General features: G+C 36.6%; 17 protein-coding genes and 1 riboswitch. Of the genes, 2 read left to right on the top strand and 15 right to left on the bottom strand.

Annotated features, from left to right (window positions below):
• Position 1 precedes the first annotated feature (1 nt).
• The 10 genes from ACK4R1_RS04165 to ACK4R1_RS04120 all read right to left on the bottom strand — a co-directional run bounded on the left by ACK4R1_RS04165 (position 2) and on the right by ACK4R1_RS04120 (position 10,039).
• Positions 2-1,909: a DUF3857 domain-containing protein gene (locus ACK4R1_RS04165; RefSeq protein WP_409683971.1), complete on the bottom strand. Its 1,908-nt coding sequence runs from the start codon at positions 1,907-1,909 to the stop codon at positions 2-4.
• A gap of 49 nt (positions 1,910-1,958) precedes the next feature.
• Entirely contained in the window at positions 1,959-2,159 is a 201-nt protein-coding gene (locus ACK4R1_RS04160; protein ID WP_409683970.1) for a hypothetical protein, read from the bottom strand.
• Between the two features lie 2 nt (positions 2,160-2,161).
• Positions 2,162-2,614, bottom strand: coding sequence for a D-aminoacyl-tRNA deacylase (dtd, locus tag ACK4R1_RS04155; protein WP_409683968.1), 453 nt, complete (start codon positions 2,612-2,614; stop codon positions 2,162-2,164).
• A gap of 42 nt (positions 2,615-2,656) precedes the next feature.
• Positions 2,657-3,634 carry a ribosome small subunit-dependent GTPase A gene (rsgA, locus tag ACK4R1_RS04150; protein ID WP_409683966.1) on the bottom strand — a complete coding sequence of 326 codons (978 nt, stop codon included), beginning with the start codon at positions 3,632-3,634 and terminating at the stop codon, positions 2,657-2,659.
• Positions 3,635-3,737: 103 nt separating this feature from the next.
• Positions 3,738-5,393 (bottom strand): hypothetical protein, encoded by a 1,656-nt coding sequence (locus tag ACK4R1_RS04145; RefSeq protein ID WP_409683965.1) that lies wholly within the window; start codon positions 5,391-5,393, stop codon positions 3,738-3,740.
• A 194-nt stretch (positions 5,394-5,587) separates the two neighbouring features.
• The gene (locus ACK4R1_RS04140) at positions 5,588-6,070 is read right to left on the bottom strand and encodes a hypothetical protein (protein ID WP_409683963.1); all 483 of its coding nucleotides are present in this window, start codon (positions 6,068-6,070) and stop codon (positions 5,588-5,590) included.
• A gap of 103 nt (positions 6,071-6,173) precedes the next feature.
• Positions 6,174-7,256, bottom strand: coding sequence for a chorismate mutase (locus ACK4R1_RS04135; protein WP_409683962.1), 1,083 nt, complete (start codon positions 7,254-7,256; stop codon positions 6,174-6,176).
• 59 nt (positions 7,257-7,315) lie between these two features.
• The gene (locus tag ACK4R1_RS04130) at positions 7,316-8,464 is read right to left on the bottom strand and encodes a pyridoxal phosphate-dependent aminotransferase (protein ID WP_409683960.1); all 1,149 of its coding nucleotides are present in this window, start codon (positions 8,462-8,464) and stop codon (positions 7,316-7,318) included.
• Complete coding sequence (locus tag ACK4R1_RS04125; protein WP_409683958.1) at positions 8,461-9,288, bottom strand: prephenate dehydratase; 828 nt, start codon at positions 9,286-9,288, stop codon at positions 8,461-8,463. The genes ACK4R1_RS04130 and ACK4R1_RS04125 overlap by 4 nt, the downstream gene beginning before the upstream one ends.
• A 262-nt stretch (positions 9,289-9,550) precedes the next feature.
• Positions 9,551-10,039, bottom strand: coding sequence for a PAS domain-containing protein (locus ACK4R1_RS04120; RefSeq protein ID WP_409683957.1), 489 nt, complete (start codon positions 10,037-10,039; stop codon positions 9,551-9,553).
• A gap of 335 nt (positions 10,040-10,374) precedes the next feature.
• Between ACK4R1_RS04120 and gldA the strand changes: the two genes are divergently transcribed.
• Both gldA and ACK4R1_RS04110 read left to right on the top strand, forming a co-directional pair.
• A complete protein-coding gene (gene gldA, locus ACK4R1_RS04115; protein ID WP_409683955.1) occupies positions 10,375-11,283 on the top strand; it encodes a gliding motility-associated ABC transporter ATP-binding subunit GldA in 909 nt (302 codons plus the stop codon).
• A 103-nt stretch (positions 11,284-11,386) separates the two neighbouring features.
• Positions 11,387-11,866 (top strand): hypothetical protein, encoded by a 480-nt coding sequence (locus tag ACK4R1_RS04110; protein WP_409683954.1) that lies wholly within the window; start codon positions 11,387-11,389, stop codon positions 11,864-11,866.
• Positions 11,867-12,029: 163 nt separating this feature from the next.
• Here ACK4R1_RS04110 and ACK4R1_RS04105 read toward each other — a convergent pair whose 3' ends face one another.
• From ACK4R1_RS04105 to ACK4R1_RS04085, 5 genes are all read right to left on the bottom strand, one after another.
• Positions 12,030-12,779 (bottom strand): head GIN domain-containing protein, encoded by a 750-nt coding sequence (locus ACK4R1_RS04105; protein WP_409683952.1) that lies wholly within the window; start codon positions 12,777-12,779, stop codon positions 12,030-12,032.
• An 11-nt stretch (positions 12,780-12,790) separates the two neighbouring features.
• On the bottom strand, positions 12,791-13,879 hold the full coding sequence (locus ACK4R1_RS04100; RefSeq protein ID WP_409683950.1) for an acyloxyacyl hydrolase: 1,089 nt from the start codon (positions 13,877-13,879) through the stop codon (positions 12,791-12,793).
• A 250-nt stretch (positions 13,880-14,129) separates the two neighbouring features.
• On the bottom strand, positions 14,130-15,086 hold the full coding sequence (gene metF, locus ACK4R1_RS04095; protein ID WP_409683948.1) for a methylenetetrahydrofolate reductase [NAD(P)H]: 957 nt from the start codon (positions 15,084-15,086) through the stop codon (positions 14,130-14,132).
• A gap of 79 nt (positions 15,087-15,165) precedes the next feature.
• A complete protein-coding gene (gene metH, locus ACK4R1_RS04090; RefSeq protein ID WP_409683946.1) occupies positions 15,166-17,841 on the bottom strand; it encodes a methionine synthase in 2,676 nt (891 codons plus the stop codon).
• 78 nt (positions 17,842-17,919) lie between these two features.
• On the bottom strand, positions 17,920-18,906 hold the full coding sequence (locus ACK4R1_RS04085; protein WP_409683944.1) for a homocysteine S-methyltransferase family protein: 987 nt from the start codon (positions 18,904-18,906) through the stop codon (positions 17,920-17,922).
• Positions 18,907-19,087: 181 nt separating this feature from the next.
• Positions 19,088-19,193, bottom strand: a riboswitch (SAM riboswitch).
• Positions 19,194-19,219 lie beyond the last annotated feature (26 nt).

Below are 19,219 nucleotides of genomic sequence, written 5' to 3'. Positions count from 1 at the left end.
GTTAAGCTTTGGTAATGACTATTTTTGAATTATCGTTTTTGGCTATGGTTTCCCTGAACTTTCGGTAAGTTTCGTATTTAGATTTATCATAAAATCCTTTTTTGAGAACCATTTTTCTTTTGCAAATGATTTTGTTGGCTGTTTCGGCTATAAATTCAATTTTATAGTATCCGAATTCAGTATCTAAAGTAATTCCTTCCGGTTTGGCTTCAACTGTATATCCTTCAGGAATGGTGACTTCAATTTCAGCCTCATTAGTATAACCGCGTTCTACTTGAAAAGGAAATTCTCTTGTTTTGTATTTTTTTGGCACATATGAGTTTTGGTCAAAAGCATTCAAGGCAAATAATAATTTTCCTGCGGAATTTTGAGCATAACTGTTTGCTTCTAATTCTAAATCTTCAATGAATTCGATAGTTTCAGGATTATTGCTAAAACTTATTTTCTTGACAGCTATGTTGTTAATGTTACTAAATTCTTCTTTGTATGTTTTGACTTGGTTATCACGACTGGCTCTTTCTTTCATATAATTTGCATCATACTGTAAGCCTTTTGAAATCATTCTGACTTTGCCTGACAGATTTCCTTCTTGAGTGATTGTATAAGAAGCTTTTATTGTTTTTAAATTATCAGTTTCTGTAAAACTTTTGGTTCTGACTATTTCGCCACCATCCGGTTTTATCACAAAAGCATTTCTGTCATCAGTGAAATCACCTTGAAAGCCGAAGGGAAGCATTTGACTAGTGCATTCTAGCCAAATATAATCTGTATGGTTTGGAATGGCCAAAATAACGTGATTACTTTGAAAAGAAACTATATCCGTATTGATCTCTCTTTTATTTGAATCCCCATATAACCTGGAATAATATGAAGTTACCCCAACTTGTTCAAGTAATGTTTTTGTATAATTGGTGAGCGCTTTACAATCGCCGTAACCTAATTTATCAACGTCTTTAGCCAACATCGGTTTCCAACCACCAATACCTTCTTGAATACTGACATAACGTGTTTTTTCTTGAACATATTTATAAATTATTGCCGCTTTTTTTAAAGGATCTTTTTCATTTCCGACTAAATTTTTTACTTTAACTTTGGTTTCTTCTGACAATTCATTCGTTCCAGTTAGTATTTCATCATAAAACCATTTGCCCATTTCTTTCCAAGAATCTGCCTTTCCATTTACGCCTTCTAAGCTGAAGGCACTCAAACCAAACATGACTTTAGGAAAAATTTGTTCAAACTTAGGCGCTAATTCTTCCGGTCTTTTGGCTATTAAGTTTTTAGCTGAATAACTTATAGAACCAGAAGTTTCCAGTTTATCAATTGGGAAATTATTTGAGAAATTGAGCTCTTTTACTTTAAGTTTCAATTCGGGTTTGTAAGATATGGAAATCATTGTATTTTGAGTACTTACCAAATAGCCTTCTATCGGAAACCAAGACGGAATAAAAACAGTGTTGGCTGATTCTGTCTCTGATTCATAAACCATAGTAAAAGGATAAGTTATTGGCGTGTAATCAAGATACAAAACTCTATTGTCTGAGAAAATGGAGCCATCATCAGTAGCGCTTTGGTCTTTAAAATCTTTTTTCTTGTACGTCTTTAACTCTTTCCCAGAGGCATCGTAGGCAGTTGCTTCAATTTTGCTGACCCTGTTGTTTTTATCGTAATTTTCGCTTAAATCCAAGCTTCGCAAACCCAATTCATTCAACACTGTAACTACTTTTGACGTTTTAACAGTCATTGATTTTTGAGAACTAATATTAATATTTAGCTGACTCGAACGCACCACTGCATTCGCATTTTGCTTTAAACTATCAGGAATCGTTTGGACAGCATAGTCTAATTTTTGCGCTGAAACCAAAAATGTAGAGAGCAATAAAAAGTAGGAAATAAATTTGAGCTTCATTGACAATAATTTTGCCAAATATAAAAAAATTATGATTTTATTTATAATCTTATTCTTTATTTTTAGTAAAATAATTTTTGATTCTCGGACTAATAAAAACTTCAAAAAGCGCCATGAAAATGCCGAAAAAAATGCCGGCACTTAGCGCTTTTTTTATATTTCCATTTGTTTCTGTATAAAACATCATTACGCCAAAAAGAGTCCCGTAAATAAAAAACCCAACCAAGAAAGTGATGAATTTCTGCTTCATATTTATTCCTTATTTTTTGAATCGATAATTATGGTTACCGGTCCATCATTGAGCAAGGCCACTTTCATATCGGCACCAAATTGTCCGGTTTGTACCTTTTTGCCTAATTCAGTTTCCATTTGCGCGATAAAATTTTCGTATAACGGAATGGCTATTTCAGGTTTGGAAGCTTTGATGTAAGAAGGACGATTGCCTTTTTTAGTTAGCGCATGAAGTGTAAATTGGCTCACAATTATCATTTCACCATCAACATCTTTTATAGAAAGATTCATTACGTCATTTGCATCTCCAAAAATTCTAAGGTTGGCAATTTTCGTGGTTAACCAACTGATATCTTCGGAATTGTCTTCATCTTCAAAACCGACTAAAACTAACAATCCTTGTTGGATGTCGGCTACGATTTGACCTTCAATAGTAACCGAAGCATGACTTACTCTTTGAATTACGGCTTTCATCTTAAATAGAAATTACTGATTACTGCGACTGTAAACTGAAGACTACTTTCTGGTTTCATCACTGGCAATTCTATCATCGTTGTAAATATCAGAACGGTAATGTTCCTCATCGCCTTCCAATATTTTCAGGTAACTGTTGTATCTTGACCAAGCTATTTTGTTGTCTTCTAAAGCTTGTTTTACAGCGCAATGCGGTTCTTCTTTATGCAAACAATTGTTGAATTTGCATTGGTCTTTCAGCTTAAAAAATTCAGGGAAATAATCACTGATTTCCGAGGGTTCCATATCTACAATTCCGAAACCTTTGATCCCCGGCGTATCGATGATTTTGGCATCAAAAGACAAATCATACATTTCGGCAAAAGTCGTGGTGTGTTGGCCTTGTTTACTTTGTTCCGAAATGTTTTTGGTTTTTAAATTTAAAGTCGGTTCCAAAGCATTGACCAAAGTCGATTTCCCAACACCCGAATGTCCTGAGAACATACTGACTTTTCCGGTCATCATTGCTTTCAACTCGTCTATCCCTTTTTTCTCAATGGCAGAAGCACGCAAACATTTATACCCAATTTCAGAATAGATGTATTGTAAATACAATTGCTCATCTTTCATAGCTTCATCAAAAGTGTCAATTTTATTAAAAACCAAAACCGCTTCAATGCCATAAGCTTCGGCTGTAACCAAAAATCTATCGATAAAACTGGTCGTCGTTGGTGGATTATTGATGGTAATCAGCAAAAAAACTACATCAATATTAGAGGCGATGATATGCGTTTGCTTTGATAAATTCACTGATTTTCGAACGATATAATTCTTTCGATCGTGAATATTGTGAATGGTTCCCGTGATATCATCTGAAGTGTCATCTAATTCAAAATCGACTACATCGCCTACCGCAATTGGATTGGTGCTTTTGATGCCTTTCATGCGGAATTTTCCTTTGATACGACATTCATAAAATGTATTATCTTCGGTTTTAACGGTGTACCAACTTCCGGTAGATTTATAAACAAGTCCGGTCATTTTTTGAATTTAGGATTTAGCAAAGGTAAAAAAGGAAAACGTTATTGTATCCAAAAAAAATTAAATAAAAAAAGGCTGCGAAAATTTCACAGCCTTTAGATTTTTAGTCTTGTAGAATCATACGACCCAGTTTATCTTGTTTCTTTCTGGAAGAATAGATAATAAACTCATTTTGATTTTTTCGGTAATAAATGCCCGGACGAAGCACCAATTCGTTTTTGATTACTTCTTCAGGATCTTTTCTGGTAATTTGTCCTTTAGCATCAAAGATAAAAAGTGACGGAACAGCATTATTATAATTCCCTAATGATTTGATGGCTTCGATATCGGTAACGCCTTTGTTCTTAACATTATCATTGAAAAGCAAATTCAAAACACCATCTTTGTAAATTGGAATAGCGCCTAAATATTCAGGTCCTTTACCCATTTGGGCCAAAGGAATAGCAATAGCACCTCCAACGGCAAAATTACCGTTTCCGCCACCAAAACCAAAGACAAAAGACATGGTAGTTACTGTTGCCGATTGTTCTTTTGGCAAAACATTACTCCAATCTAATGAACCATCCGGTTTTAGACACGTAATAATGATTTCATTTTTAGTATAAGTTACAGGTGTAAACGCCAATGGTCCGATTCCGGAACTTTGTCCAACATAAACGAATTGCAACTCAGACAAAACAATAATTCCGCCATCATTTTTCTCAATAAGTGTAGTGATATTGTACAATGGTTTTACATCTCTTCCTTTTTTGGCTTTTCTTTCGCCTAACAATTTAACTTTAGTGGCATAATCAAACTCGTTGAATTTTAAGTTGTCATTGGCATTGGTTGCTAAGTTAATAGTGGCATTATAAACTCCTTTTAATTCTTTATTGGCTTTACCATTTTCGCGAACGCTTGAGTAAAAACCAACCAATTGTAAGGTGTTTTTGTTGGTAGACAACATCTTACAATTGATGATTTCTTTCCCTTTGATGTTGATATCTATAACTTCTTTAGTATAGTTATTGGCTCTTTTGAACGCGTGGATTTGGAATTTTTCAATTTGCTCTTTCTTCTTGGAATCACGGTAACTTTCGTTGATTACCAAAAAGACATCATCTTGAAAATTCAATTCAAAATCAGAAATGGTGAATTCATAATCTTTTTTGCTGTCGTCAAATTTTACTTTTTCTTCACTAGTGAAAAGCGTAGCCAATTTGTCGTCGAACAATTTTACTTCATATTTAATAGCATCTTCTTTTGGAAAGCGCGACGTGTGCATAATTAACAAAGCGCCTTCATCCGGTGATTGTTTGAAATAAAATCCGCCTCGCTCTGATTTTTTAGCCACTTCCGAATTAAATAAAGTGATGGTGTTTTTGCTCAGCACGCCTTTTTCAGAAATCTCAGCTCCAATTAAATTGAATATTTTGTCTTTTTTATTAAAAACACTTCCAATAGCGTATAGTTTCCCGTTTAGTAAAAAAACATCTTCAAAATCAACTTCCTTATCACTGATTTGAGGAATAACAATTGGGTTTGACGAAATTAACTTCATGGTTTTTGATTCAAAAATTTTAAGGAAATAATCATCCTTTTCTTTGAATCCGAGTGCGTAAATTTTAGTATCAGTTTCGCCAATAATTTTTACGATTTTTTGTTTGTCCTCCGGTAATTCTTCACCGTAAGTCATGTTGATTTTATCGATTTTGTTTTGTGCATTCAAGCTTATGCAACTGCAAACAAAAAGGATAAAACCTAAAAAGGTTTGTTTCATTTTGGTTGTTTTAAAATTAGAGATTGTTTTTATTGTTGCGCAATGATACAAAAAAAACCTACCAAAAAGTCAGTAGGTTTTAAATTAAAAGAAAGCAAGTCCTATTTAACTGATTTTCTTGTATTAACATTACTATTTCAGGCATAAAAAAAGTCGCCATAAATGACGACTTTAAAACTATTTTCTTTGAAAATTTAATATTTATAACCGTAAGCTACTCTATTAGAAGAAGCATCAGTCGTCACAAGAATAAACTGATAGCCTAATTTTGCTGCTTGCATTTTTAATCTTTTAATCACCGGAGAATTACCATTCCCGGATTGATAATTGGCTAAATCAGCACTGGTTCCCAATTGAACTCCAACTTCTAAACCGGCAGTTTGATTTAAATTTTCTACAATAACCACTTTTTGCCAATCAGCTTCACCGGCAACGACAATTTTGTTGGAAGTTTGTACCACTTGTCCTGTTTTACCATAAGTAATTTTTTCAACGGCATTTTTAGCAATCGTATACTCTACATTTTGACCTTCGTACGTAAATACGATAACATTGTCGTCAACACTTATGACTTTTCCTTTTAAGGTTTCACCAACTTGCTTTTTAATCACATCAACTTGTGCGTTGGCTAGGTTAAACCCAAAAACCAATGTAAATAGTAAAATAATTTTTTTCATATTCTTTATTTTTAGCATTAATAGATTTATAAATGGTATGAACAAATATAAAAAAAACAACTATTGCGACACCAATTTACCGATATTCTCACAAATTATCCGTTTATCCGTTAATTATCTTCTCTTGATGTGTAATACTTTCTTGGTGAATGGCTTTGAAAATTTTTAAAATAAACTCTTCGCTTAATCCTTTTTCCTCGCCGTCTAAAATCATTTTGCCTAAGATTTCATTCCATCTTTTGTTTTGTAAAACGGCTACGTTTTTCTCTTTTTTGAGTGCTCCGATTTTGTCGGCTACTTTCATTCTTTTCCCCAAAACCTCAAGTAGTTTTGCATCATATTCGTCAATATCCACCCGAAATCTTGCCAAACGATTATTGTATTCATCAGCATCATCAGTTTCTTTACGGATTCTCAAATCCTGGAATATTTGTTTCAAAACAGTAGGTGTTACCTGTTGCGCTGCATCACTCCAAGCATTATCCGGATCGATATGAGTCTCGATAATTAATCCGTCATAATTCAAATCTAAAGCCTGTTGAGACACTTCCTGAATCATATCGCGTCTACCGGTTATGTGCGAAGGATCACAAATTAAAGGCAAATCCGGGAAACGATTTTGTAATTCAATCGCCAATTGCCACTCCGGGATATTTCTGTATTTTGTTTTTTCGTAAGTCGAAAAACCTCTGTGGATTACGCCTAACTTTTTGATTCCGGCATTGTATAAGCGTTCTACGCCGCCAATCCACAGAGCTAAATCTGGATTCACCGGATTTTTGACCAAAACAATTTTATCTGTTCCTGCTAAAGCATCGGCAATTTCTTGAACCGCAAACGGATTTACGGTAGTTCTGGCGCCAATCCACAACACATCGATATCGTGTTCCAAAGCCAATTTTACATGTGCTGCGTTCGCTACCTCTGTTGCCATCAACAAACCGGTTTCAGCTTTGGCTTTTTGCAACCATTTTAAACCGATGGCGCCAACCCCTTCAAATCCACCGGGACGTGTTCTTGGTTTCCAAATTCCGGCTCGATAAATTGACACATCTGAGTTTTTTAATTCGCGAGCAATTTTTAAGACTTGCTCTTCGGTTTCGGCGCTGCATGGTCCGGCAATTACCAACGGATGACTCAATTTAAAATCGTCTAACCATTTTCTGTTTTCTGTTGTAATATTCATAGCTTTTTATCTGTTGTAAATTTAGCAAAATCCAATTCGTAATTCGTAATTCGTAATTTTTAATTCGTAATTCTTTTAATCGCTTCTTGTATCTTTTCTTCGGTAACGCAGAGCGAAAATCGTATGTAACCTTCACCATTGCTGCCAAAAATAATTCCCGGCGTGATGAAAATATGTTTTTCAATTAAAACTTTATCGATAAAAGCTTCGGCTGAAATGCCTTGAGGCAATTTGGCCCAAACAAATAAACCAACACTGTTTTTGTCGAAAGTACAATGCAGTTTTTCGGCCAATTGAAAAATCAAATCTCTTCTCTTTGTGTAAATTTCATTTTGTTTTTCGAACCAATCCTTACCTAATTTCAAAGCTTCAATCGCCCCTTTTTGAATGCCGTAAAACATACCACTATCCATATTGCTTTTGACTTTCAAAACCGCATCGATTAAAGTGGCATTTCCTAAAACCATCCCGACACGCCAACCGGCCATGTTGTAGGTTTTGGATAAAGAGTTCAATTCCAAAGCCACCTCTTTAGCACCATCAACTTGTAAAATCGAGATTGGATTTTCGTTTAAAACAAAACTATACGGATTGTCATTGACAATTAGAATATCGTGTTTTTTGCCAAAGGTGATTAGCTTTTCGAACAACTCTCTTGTACCATTCGCTCCGGTTGGCATATGCGGATAGGAAACCCACATCAGCTTCACTTTAGTCAAATCTTGTTGTTCCAATTGCTCAAAATTAGGCTGCCAATTGTTGGCTGCTGTTAAATCATAACTGACTGCTTTGGCTTGCACCAATTCAGTAACCGAAGCATATGTAGGATAACCCGGATTGGGAATCAAAACTTCATCACCTTCGTTTAAAAAAGCCAGTGAAATGTGCATAATTCCTTCTTTGGAACCCATTAACGGTAAAATCTCGGTATTAAAATCTAAAGTCACCCCAAACTGATTGGCATAAAAATCGGCCATGCCTTTTCGCAATTTGGGCAAACCTTGATAGCTTTGGTATTCGTGTGCTTTTTCATCAAACATCGATTGGCTCATGGCGTCAATCACGGTTTTATCAGGTGCCATATCAGGACTTCCGATACCCATATTGATGACCGGTTTGCCTTCGGTTATAAGTTGTCTTACTTCTCGCAATTTTCTGGAAAAGTAGTATTCTTGAACGCTGTTTAATCTGTTGGCGGTTGTTATCATTGTATTCCTTTTTTGTATTCACCCAAAACCTTGAAATGCGTGGTCATTAAGGCTAAAATATTTTTGGCTTTTTCATAATGTTTGTACTTCTCAAAAATCACATCCACAAAAAACGAATATTGAAAAGGTGTTTCAATGATCGGCATCGATTGGATTTTGGTGAGGTTCAATTTGCAATTGTTCATTACGTTTAAAATAGTCGCTAAACTTCCCGGTGTATCATCTAATTCAAACTTTATCGAGGCTTTATTTATCTCTTCTTTTGGCCATTCTTTATTGGTGGTTTTGACAATTACAAAACGGGTTTTGTTACTTTGAATGGTGTGAATTCCGGCAGCCAAAATCTCTAGATCGTATAATTTAGCAGCAATCGGAGCAGCAACGGCACCAATTCCGGTAAGTTTTTGCTCCTGTATTCGGCGAGCGGTTTCTGCTGTATCGCCACTTTCAACCAATTTAATGTGCGGATATTGGCTAAAAAAAACAGCACATTGCAATAACGCAATCGGATGGGAATGGACTTCTGTGATGTCTTCTATTTTTTGGCCTTTCAAAACCATTAAATTCATGTGAATGTCTAAATAATGTTCGCCAATGATGTGCAAATTATTGCTGTCGATTAAGGCATAATTCGGAATAATCGAACCCGCGATTGAATTCTCCAACGCCATCACGCCTTTGTGTGCTTGGTTGCTGACCAAACTTTTCACCAAAGCATCAAATGACATGCATTCATCTAAATCGTTTTCCTGCTGAAAGTATTCCTGCGCAACTTGGTGGTGAAACGAACCTTTGATTCCTTGTATAGCGATTTTTGTTTCCATATAATCAAAAAAAAATCCCAACTCTCGTTGGGATTTATATTATTGTTGTTTTAAAATTTACTTTTTCACGTAACACAATACCAATCCCTTTTTCTGTCCGAAGAAGAAATAAAAGAAATAGTTATAAAATGTGTTAAATTGTCTCATAGCGTTGTTCTATTTGGCTAATGTAAAAAATTAAAGTTTAGCTTCGGCAAAAATGTAGTGAAAAATTTACGATAACGTTTTAGCTAATCAAAATACTTGAATTTTGATCCTCATTTTAAGACGCTATTCTTTCAAAAGCGATATAATTGATCAATTCTCCTTTTTGGTTAAACTTTGGATAGGCTTCAATTTCACATAAATAAGTTGATCCGTCTTTTTTATAATTGATCACAATTTCTTTAAAAGGTAATTGACTTTTAATTGCCGATCTTATGGTATTCCTACTTTCTTGTGTTGTTAATTTTCCTTGAAAAATCTTGGGCGACTTCCCTATAACTTCAAACGGATGATAGCCATTCATCTCATAAATCCCTTGTGTAGCAAAAACAATTTCCTGATGGGCATTGGTGATAATAATTTCGCGTTTGGCTTGGTAAACAATTTTACTAAAGTCTTCTTTATCTTTCCAATGATTTTGAAATGCATTATAACTATTGATTTCCAAATCATGGCTTGCAAATATATCCCAAGAAACAAGAGGCAAAGGAACTATTCTTAATTTGTTGTAGTATTTAGCCAAGGCTATTTCATATTGTTCTGTCATAATTATTCATTTTTAAGTTAGAGAAACAAATAATAGACAGTCCTTCATTGGCTAAACGAAGAATTATCAAGCTCAAGCACTTCTCGTGATGCCCAAACAAAAACCAATAATGTGTATCTGACTCATTCCTGATTAAAGGAAAATACAGTTGCACGACAGTCCAAGATTCTGACTTGGTTCCACATTAGAATAAATAAATTATCCTTTAACTGATTTTTTTATCGAAACAAATATACAAAATTGCTCAAAAGCTAAAAAAACCATTTTCATGTTATATAAATGGGAGTTTCTATTTCCTTTAATTAATTATTACATTTGCGTCAAATAGTCTGTTTATGTCAATAGAAGTCCAAAATATTTCCAAAAGTTACGGTGCGCAAAAAGCACTTGATAACGTTTCATTTTCCATTAAAAAAGGAGAAATTGTCGGTTTTCTTGGTCCGAATGGCGCCGGAAAATCGACTTTGATGAAAATTTTGACGACTTATATCAATGCCGATGAAGGTTCGGCTGCCGTAAATGGCAATGATGTCAACGAGGCTCAAATCTTGGTGCAAAAATCTGTTGGTTATTTACCCGAGCACAATCCACTGTACTTAGATTTGTATGTTCGCGAATATTTGGCTTTTAATGCTGATGTGTATAAAGTGGCCAAATCGCGCATCGAAGAAGTAATCGAATTAACCGGTTTAAAGCCGGAAAGTCATAAAAAAATCGGGCAACTGTCTAAAGGATTTCGCCAGCGTGTTGGTTTAGCGACGGCACTTTTACACAATCCGGATGTATTGATTTTAGACGAACCAACGACAGGATTAGACCCAAATCAATTAGTAGAAATCAGAAACGTAATCAAAAACGTTGGCAAAGACAAAACGGTTTTTCTTTCAACCCACATTATGCAAGAAGTTGAAGCCATTTGCGACCGCGTAATCATCATTGATCATGGCAAAATCGTCACCGATAAAAAACTGGACAAATTGGTTTCTGAAGAAAAAGAACAAATCATTGAAGTCGAATTTGACAAAGCGATTGACGCAACTTTATTAGCGAATTTAGCCAATATCAAAACTTATAAAAACACCAACGATAACCTTTGGTTACTGACTTTCAACACCGAAGAAGACATGCGTCCGAAAGTATTCGACTTTGCACAGGCCAACGGATTGAAAACGTTGCAAATTAGTTTGAAAAGCAAGAATTTGGAGCAAATCTTCCGTGAAAAGACGAAGAAAAAGAGTGAATAGTAACTAGTAATTAGTGATTAGTTTTAAGGCTAATTTGTAGTTAATATAAATGAGTTGTGAATAATCTTAGAAACTAGGAAATAGATTTAAAGTACAATCCAAAATGAAATTTATATATACATTTTTAATTATAACTTTTTCTATTAGTTCAACTTATGCATGTTCTTGTTCAAAAGTAGGAACATTAAGAGGACAAAATAAATCCGACTTTGTTTTTACTGGAAAAGTAGTCGAAATAAAGGAAATAATAACTAAAGAAAAACTTACTGATTCTGAAAAGATTGTCGATTACAAACGATACGAATTTATTTTTGAAATCAAACACATTCATAAAAGAAAGAAAGGATTTGACTATTCAGAAAAAATTACAATAATTACAACTGGTGGCGGAACAGATTGTGGAAATAAATTCGATTTAAATAAACAATATTTAGTTTATGCTTATAATCAACAAAACAAAATTGGTTGGGGAATTGAAGACCAAAAAGCAGATAAAGATTTTATGTCAACTAATCTTTGCACAAGAACTAAGCGTGTTAGTTTTTTCACATTTTGGGAACAGTTAATTCTTGAATTGACATAAAAACTACACATAACAGCCGTTACTTGCAATTGCGAATTTAATTCTAAAATTCATGCTTCACCATAATTTCATCATTAACAGAAATAATCAATTCCGAAGCTCACAAGCCCTATAAACATCAATACGTTACTAATTACTATTCACTAATTACTATTCACTTTCCTCAAGGATAAATCACATTACCTTGATACAACTCTTGAACATCAACAACCGGCGGTACATTTTTTAAGATGATGTTTCCGGTGCTATTCATGATTCCGATGATACTTTGAATAGGTTTTACAATCATATCATTGGAACCTCGATGAAACACTTTTATGTTTTGTGCGGTTAAATTTTCGGCTTCTATTCTTCCGTCTCCGAAATAAAAATTAAACTCTGCGGTATTGGTTTGTCCCGAAAGATAAAATCGAGATACATTATTATTAGCAATATTCAAATAATCATTATTCACATTGAGGATGAAATCTCCTGTTCCAGCACCACTTTCACCATCGCCATCTTTATCTATGGAAATAAAAGCAATGTATGGAAAAGTCAAAACACCATTTGAACTGATATTCCTCTCGCTTTTTGAATACACTTCTTCCAGCGTTGGCGTAGTCACCAAAATTTTCGTCGTGCCATAAGAGCGAACCCAATTGCAACTGGTTTCATCCCTAAAAATAAGTTGGTCGCCGTTTTGTTTGACCTCAACATTATCAATAAAGTTTTCGCCGGCCACAATTTCAACTTTGTATTCTGTTCCTTGCGTAATAACCACTTCAATACCGCGATACACTTTTATCTTTTTGAAAGGCGCAACCGTCACTTCTTTCGTAATTATTGCACCGGTACTTTCAATACAATCACTCGGTTTTTCACAAGCATTGAACAGCCAAAACATCACAATCAATAAGGAAAACTTTTTCATCTTTCTGCTTTTTATAGTCTGTATCCAAGGCCAATTTCTAAAGCTTCTGCCAAAAACAAATGCGTTTTAAGCGAAAGAACACCAAAAAACTTATCCGAAAAACGGTATTTCATCCCAACCCTATCATAAATAGCAATATCCTTTTTAAAAGGTTGGTAAGCGTAATAACCCAATTGGGCTTCAATAGAAATTTTATTGATGATTAATTCATGCCCAATAAAAATCCCAACTCTTCTGTAATCGGTATCCGCGTCAATTCCGTCTTCCGGATAAGCGACAGAAAAATAATTAATATACTCTTCAATCGATTTGGTCAAGAACAATTCGGCACCCAATTGCAAAGCCGACTTTCTATTAATGCGTTTATCGGCATAAAAAGCAATATGATAAAAAGGATACTGACCGCTGTTGATAATCGGACTTTCATTGATTCCGGTTCGAAATACAAAATTATACCGAATCGGTTCTTTATAGTTTTTTTGAACAGTAGTCGTATCAACTTGACGCTTAAAATCCTCCGAAAAATGATAATTTACCCCAAGATTTAACATATAAGTATTGATACCGCTATTTGGCGACACAACTCTACCGTTAGAATAATGCGTAAATAAAAGTCCGGCCTGTAAACTAATCGCTTTCAAAAAAACCGGCGTGTTGTAAGTCAGTCCGAAATTCGTATTGGCCATCCATCGATTGCCAAATGCTTTATTCTTACTGTTGTCCTCTTTGTCATAAGGATTGGTCGTATAGCCAATTCCTTGGGACAATCTAAACTGCAAACGCCTTTTCCAGAAGTAAAAATTATAAAAAGCGCCGGCAGCATAATTCTGCCCTAACGGCTGACTTTTAAAATCTTGGTATAAAAAATAACCCCCATAATCCGGGTAATTATATGCTTGATGCCATTCTTTAGAACCGTCGGTTTTTTTGATAATGCTCAACATAAAACCTTTCGGATGACCATTAACCAAATGATACATGTCTTCCGTATGAGGCAAAATGTTTCCCCTAATAACAGACGCTTCAACCGCAAAAGGATTGTTGTTCTGACCAAAAACAGCTATGGTTAACAGTAAAAAAAGCAGGTAAGTTTTCTTCATGCCAAAATTTAAAACGCACAAATATAACGGAATAAAATTAATAGAATACCTAATTGTCATTTGCTGTGCCAGTTCACTACGTACGTGTCGCCTTTAGGAGAAATCAGGAGCGAATCGCTTGGGCATTTTTGTTGTCCGTTTTCCCGCTTTCCACTATATTTTTACACCTGTTAGGTTTTAAAAACCTAACAGTTGTAAAAGATACCGTTGCAATCGGGGCTAATTAGGAATGGTCTTTTGTGAAATCAGTTTAAAAAACTTCTTTAGCAATCGCTTTAATATTCTCTGCTTTGCCCATAGAATAGTAATGCAATACCGGAATTCCGGCGGCAACCAGTTCCTTACTTTGTGCCACACACCAGTCAATTCCAATTTGCTTTACCTCATCGTTGTCTTTCGCTTTTACCACAGCCATAATCAAATCGTCAGGCAATTCTGAACTAAATCGGTGTGGAATCAAGTTCAATTGCTTCTTAGTCGCAATCGGTTTCAATCCCGGAATAATTGGAACAGTAATCCCGGCAGCGCGACATTTATCTACAAAATCGAAGAATTTTTTATTGTCGAAAAACATTTGCGTGATAATGTAATCCGCTCCGTTTTTGATTTTTTGTTTTAAAAAATGGATGTCGCTGTCCAAACTCGGCGCTTCCATATGCTTTTCAGGATAACCCGCTACTCCAATACAAAAGTTGGTCTTGGCTGAATTTTTTAAATCTTCATCCAAATAAATACCATTGTTCAAATTGCTGATTTGCGTTACCAATTCGGTGGCATATTCATTGCCTTCTTTCTCCGGATGGAAATAGGTTTCTGTTTTCAAAGCATCGCCGCGAAGGGCAACAACATTATCAATACCTAAAAAATCTAAGTCAATCAACAAGTTCTCGGTATCTTCTTTGGTAAAACCGCCACACAAGATGTGCGGAATTGCATCGACATTGTATTTGTTTTGAATACCGGCACAAATACCCACCGTTCCCGGACGTTTCTTGACAATCTTCTTTTGCAACAAACCGCTGGGCAATTCTTTGTATTCATATTCTTCACGGTGATAAGTCACATCAATAAACGGCGGATTGAATTCCATCAACGGATCAATACTGTCAAAAATCGACTGGATATTTTGCCCTTTCAAAGGCGGTAAAATCTCAAAAGAGAATAACGGTTTGCCGTTGGCGTTTTCAATATGTTGGGTTACTTTCATTTCTGTTGTCTGTTATCTGTTATCTGTTGTGTCTGTTATCCATTTTCTTTAACGGACAACCGACAACTGATAACGGTTCTTAATCTGCTATATTCGGCGATAGCCATTTCGTAGCTACTTCTGTTGCAATTCCTCTTCTTTTGGCGTAATCTATAACTTGGTCTTCTTTGATTTTTCCGAGGCCGAAATACTTGCTTTCGGGATTTGCAAAATAGTATCCGGAAACCGAAGCTGCCGGCCACATCGCCATGCTTTCTGTTAGCTTCACACCTATTTCTTGTTCCACATTTAAAAGCTTCCAAATCGTTGGTTTTTCCAAATGATCCGGACACGCAGGATAACCCGGTGCGGGACGAATGCCTTTGTATTCTTCATCAATCAAATCTTGGTTTGATAAAGATTCCTCTGAAGCGTAGCCCCAAATTTCTTTACGCACTTTTAAGTGTAAATATTCCGCAAAAGCTTCGGCTAATCGGTCACCTAGTGCTTTTACCAAAATCGAGTTATAATCGTCCAATTGTTTTTCGAATTCCGCGGCTTTTTCATCGACACCAAATCCGGTAGTCACGCAAAAACAACCGATATAATCTTGTTTGCCGCTGTCTTTTGGTGCAATAAAATCAGCTAATGCAATATTAGGTGCGCCGGCGGTTTTTTGGGATTGTTGGCGTAACGTTAAAAAGGTTGTTGGTTGTTGGTTGTTGGTTGTTGGTGTTACTTGTATATCATCATCGTTGATGGTATTGGCCGGAAAAATACCCAGAATTCCTTTGGCGGTTAGCCACTTTTCGGAAACAATTTGGTTCAGCATTTTTTGAGCATCTTCAAACAAAGCGGTGGCTTGTTCGCCTACAACCTCATCGGTCAAAATCGCCGGGTATTTCCCAAACAATTCCCACGATTGGAAAAACGGTGTCCAATCAATAAAACCAACCAGTTCTGACAGTTCCACTTCAATAGTTTTGGTGCCGATAAAATTCGGTTTTACCGGAGTGAAATTGTTCCAGTCGAGTTGCAATTTGTTCTTACGAGCGTCTTCAATCGAATGGTAATTTTTATCCCGACTTCTATTCAAATACCCTTCGCGAAGTTTGTCGTATTCTTCACGAACAGTTTTGGCATACGTTTCTTTCGTTTCCGCCTGAAGCAAATTACTCGCCACAGTTACCGCACGCGAAGCATCGTTCACGTGAACAACGGTTTCTTTATATTCCGGAGCAATTTTTACGGCAGTATGCGCTCTTGAAGTTGTGGCACCGCCAATCATCACCGGAATTTTGATGTTGAGTTTGTCCATTTCTTTGGCCAAATAAACCATTTCATCTAACGACGGTGTGATTAATCCGCTCAAACCAATGATGTCGACATTCTCGCGAACAGCAGCTTCAATGATTTTTTCCGGTGGTACCATTACGCCTAAGTCGATAATTTCAAAGTTATTACAAGCCAAAACCACCGATACAATATTTTTACCGATATCGTGTACATCACCTTTTACGGTAGCCATCAAAACCTTGCCGGCTGAAGAGGATTTTCCGTCTTTGGAAGCTTCAATAAACGGTAACAAATAAGCCACCGCTTTCTTCATCACACGAGCTGATTTTACCACTTGCGGTAAGAACATTTTGCCGCTACCGAACAAATCGCCTACGACGTTCATTCCGGCCATCAAATTGACTTCGATAACTTCAATAGGTTTGTCTACGGAAAGACGCGCTTCTTCGACATCTATTTCAATAAATTCGTCTATTCCTTTTACTAACGAATGGGTTAATCTTTCTTGCACCGAACCATTTCTCCATTCCTGAACTGCTTTTTCATTGGTTTTGAAATCACCTTTGAAACTTTCGGCCAAATCAAGTAATCTTTCGGTGGCATCTTCTCTCCTATTTAATAAAACATCTTCTACGTGTTCCAACAAAATCGGATCGATTTCGTCGTAAATCTCGAGCATTTCCGGATTTACAATGCCCATAGTCATCCCGTGTTTAATCGCGTGGTATAAAAATGCCGAATGCATCGCTTCACGTACTTTGTCATTTCCTCTAAACGAAAACGAAACGTTACTCACACCACCGGAAACGCCGGCATAAGGCAAGTTTTCACGTATCCATTTGGTCGCTCTGAAAAAGTCTAAAGCATTTAATTTGTGCTCTTCCATTCCTGTTGCCACAGGGAAAATATTCGGGTCGAAAATGATGTCTTCGGGTGGAAAATGCACTTCGTTGACTAAAATATCATAGGAACGTTTACAAATTTCGATTCTTCTTTCGTAGTTGTCGGCTTGACCGTCTTCGTCGAAAGCCATTACGATTACCGCGGCACCATATCTTTTAATCAATTTGGCATGGTGAATGAACGCTTCTTTGCCTTCTTTAAGCGAAATGGAATTTACGACGCCTTTTCCTTGTACGACTTTCAAACCCGCTTCGATAATTTCCCACTTGGAGCTGTCAATCATCACCGGAACTCGTGCAATATCGGGTTCGGCCGCAATTAGGTTTAGGAATTTGGTCATCGCGTAAACGCCATCGAGCATGCCTTCATCCATGTTAACATCGATGATTTGGGCACCGCCTTCCACTTGGGCACGGGCTATATCGAGTGCTTCTTCGTATTTTTCTTCTTTGATTAATCGAAGAAATTTACGCGAACCGGTGACATTGGTGCGTTCTCCTACGTTGATAAAATTAGATTCCGGTGTAACGATTAACGGTTCTAGGCCGGATAGTTTTAAATATTTTGTTTCTGCCATTTTTGTTTTTACCACGAATTACACAAATTATCACAAATTTAATTAGTGGAAATTTGTGAAATTCGTGGTTGCTTTTTATTATGCGTTTTCTAAAATAGTTCTCGGTTTATACTCTGTCGCTACCTCTGCGATAGCTTTAATATGTTCCGGAGTAGTCCCGCAACAACCGCCTATGATGTTGACTAAATTGTCTTGTAAATACTCACGAATCAAGGCTTGCATTTCAGCCGGTGTTTGGTCGTATTGTCCGAAAGCATTCGGCAAACCGGCGTTTGGATGTGCTGAAATATTTAGCGATGTATTGTGGGCCAAACGTTTCAAATAAGGTTTCAATTGATCCGCTCCCAATGCACAATTGAATCCGATACTCAATAACGGAATGTGTGCAATCGAAATCAAAAACGCTTCAACGGTTTGACCGGATAAAGTTCTTCCTGAAGCATCGGTAATTGTTCCTGAGACCATCACGGGAATATCTAGATTTCGCTCTTCTTTTACTTCTTCGATGGCGAATAATGCGGCTTTGGCGTTTAACGTATCGAAAATGGTTTCTACCAAAAGCACATCACAACCACCATCAATCAAAGCCTCTACTTGTTGTTTGTAGGCGATGCGTAAATCATCGAACGTTACGGCACGATATCCCGGATCATTAACATCTGGTGACATGGAAGCGGTTCTGTTGGTTGGTCCGATGGAACCGGCTACGAAACGTGGTCTGTCGGTAAACTCATCGGCTACTTCTCGGGCGATTTTGGCGGATTGGTAATTTAACTCATACACCAAATCTTCCATGTGGTAATCGGCCATACCGATGGTGGTTCCGGAAAATGTATTGGTTTCCACGATATCCGCACCGGCTTGAAAATACAAGCGGTGAACTTGTTTTACGGCTTCGGGTTGGGTAATGGAAAGCAAATCGTTGTTGCCTTTTAGCGGATGTGGGAAATCTTTGAAACGCTCGCCTCGGAAGTCTACTTCGGAGAAGTTATTGCGTTGCAGCATGGTTCCCATAGCGCCGTCGAGGACGAGGATTCTTTCTTTTATGGCTTGTTGTATTGACATATTTTTAAATTTCACAGAGATTCACAGAGAATCCAAGAGATACACAAAGATTACTAATTAGCCCCGATTGACGCGACTGCCATGCAGTGCAAAAAGCGGGAATATGGACTGCAACAATGCGCAAACCATTCGCTCCTAAAAAATTATAATATGTTATCGTGAAAGTTGAGAAGAATTCTCTGGGTTATCTGCTCTCGTTTTGAACGAGATAGAATGTAGCACCTTCTTTTGGCAAAGGGTTGCTAAGCTTTCATCGGGTCTATTCCCTCCGGCTTTCGTGATAACAAACAATAAGTTTATGAACGGTGCAAAG

This window comes from Flavobacterium sp. (genome assembly GCF_046293665.1).
Lineage (GTDB): Bacteria > Bacteroidota > Bacteroidia > Flavobacteriales > Flavobacteriaceae > Flavobacterium.
This window is presented reverse-complemented; position numbering and strand designations above follow the sequence as displayed.

Bases quoted from the DNA above. Each gene is read 5' to 3' on its own strand.
- ACK4R1_RS04165 (WP_409683971.1), bottom strand. From the start codon at position 1,909: ATGAAGCTCAAATTTATTTCCTACTTTTTATTGCTCTCTACATTTTTG.
- ACK4R1_RS04160 (WP_409683970.1), bottom strand. From the start codon at position 2,159: ATGAAGCAGAAATTCATCACTTTCTTGGTTGGGTTTTTTATTTACGGG.
- dtd (WP_409683968.1), bottom strand. From the start codon at position 2,614: ATGAAAGCCGTAATTCAAAGAGTAAGTCATGCTTCGGTTACTATTGAA.
- rsgA (WP_409683966.1), bottom strand. From the start codon at position 3,634: ATGACCGGACTTGTTTATAAATCTACCGGAAGTTGGTACACCGTTAAA.
- ACK4R1_RS04145 (WP_409683965.1), bottom strand. From the start codon at position 5,393: ATGAAACAAACCTTTTTAGGTTTTATCCTTTTTGTTTGCAGTTGCATA.
- ACK4R1_RS04140 (WP_409683963.1), bottom strand. From the start codon at position 6,070: ATGAAAAAAATTATTTTACTATTTACATTGGTTTTTGGGTTTAACCTA.
- ACK4R1_RS04135 (WP_409683962.1), bottom strand. From the start codon at position 7,256: ATGAATATTACAACAGAAAACAGAAAATGGTTAGACGATTTTAAATTG.
- ACK4R1_RS04130 (WP_409683960.1), bottom strand. From the start codon at position 8,464: ATGATAACAACCGCCAACAGATTAAACAGCGTTCAAGAATACTACTTT.
- ACK4R1_RS04125 (WP_409683958.1), bottom strand. From the start codon at position 9,288: ATGGAAACAAAAATCGCTATACAAGGAATCAAAGGTTCGTTTCACCAC.
- ACK4R1_RS04120 (WP_409683957.1), bottom strand. From the start codon at position 10,039: ATGACAGAACAATATGAAATAGCCTTGGCTAAATACTACAACAAATTA.
- gldA (WP_409683955.1), top strand. From the start codon at position 10,375: ATGTCAATAGAAGTCCAAAATATTTCCAAAAGTTACGGTGCGCAAAAA.
- ACK4R1_RS04110 (WP_409683954.1), top strand. From the start codon at position 11,387: ATGAAATTTATATATACATTTTTAATTATAACTTTTTCTATTAGTTCA.
- ACK4R1_RS04105 (WP_409683952.1), bottom strand. From the start codon at position 12,779: ATGAAAAAGTTTTCCTTATTGATTGTGATGTTTTGGCTGTTCAATGCT.
- ACK4R1_RS04100 (WP_409683950.1), bottom strand. From the start codon at position 13,879: ATGAAGAAAACTTACCTGCTTTTTTTACTGTTAACCATAGCTGTTTTT.
- metF (WP_409683948.1), bottom strand. From the start codon at position 15,086: ATGAAAGTAACCCAACATATTGAAAACGCCAACGGCAAACCGTTATTC.
- metH (WP_409683946.1), bottom strand. From the start codon at position 17,841: ATGGCAGAAACAAAATATTTAAAACTATCCGGCCTAGAACCGTTAATC.
- ACK4R1_RS04085 (WP_409683944.1), bottom strand. From the start codon at position 18,906: ATGTCAATACAACAAGCCATAAAAGAAAGAATCCTCGTCCTCGACGGC.